1 protein-coding gene is annotated in these 507 nt (G+C 61.5%); it reads left to right on the top strand.

Going from position 1 to position 507, the window contains the following annotated elements:
- Nucleotides 1-507: RNA-guided endonuclease InsQ/TnpB family protein (locus tag LPW29_RS15370; RefSeq protein WP_274520349.1), on the top strand; the 507-nt coding region annotated here is incomplete at both ends.

Here is a 507-nt window from a genome sequence, read left to right as displayed (position 1 = left end):
ACCAAACAGGACAACAGCCTGACCAAACCCTCGCAGGTCGCATTGCGTCGCCATTTGAACGCCGTCAAGCGCGAGCAGTTTCCATGGATGCTGGAGGTCACCAAAACGGCACCGCAGATGGCAATCATCCAGTTGGGCGAAGCGTTCAGGAATTTCTTCGCCGGCCGCGCCAGGTACCCGAGGTTTCGCAAGAAGGGCGTTCATGACCGATTCACCCTCACCAACGACCAGTTCCGCGTCGAAGGCTCCCGCATCCGCATCCCCAACCTTGGCTGGGTGCGGATGCGGGAGTCGTTGCGCTTTACCGGCAAAATCATGTCCGCGACGGTCTCCCGCGTCGCCGACCGCTGGTTTGTCAGCATCACCGTAGACACCGAAGACCCACCCAGGCGACCTGCTGAAAACCAAGGCTCGGTCGGGGTGGATCTGGGGGTCTTGGCACTGGCCACGCTCTCGACGGGAGACACCATCACCGGCCCCAAGGCGCATACTGCCCTGCTCAAGCGA

Source organism: Ectothiorhodospira sp. 9100 (genome assembly GCF_022227565.1).
Taxonomy (GTDB): domain Bacteria; phylum Pseudomonadota; class Gammaproteobacteria; order Ectothiorhodospirales; family Ectothiorhodospiraceae; genus Ectothiorhodospira; species Ectothiorhodospira marina.
Note: the sequence above shows the minus strand (reverse complement) of the source record. Positions and strands in the feature narration are given on the sequence as shown.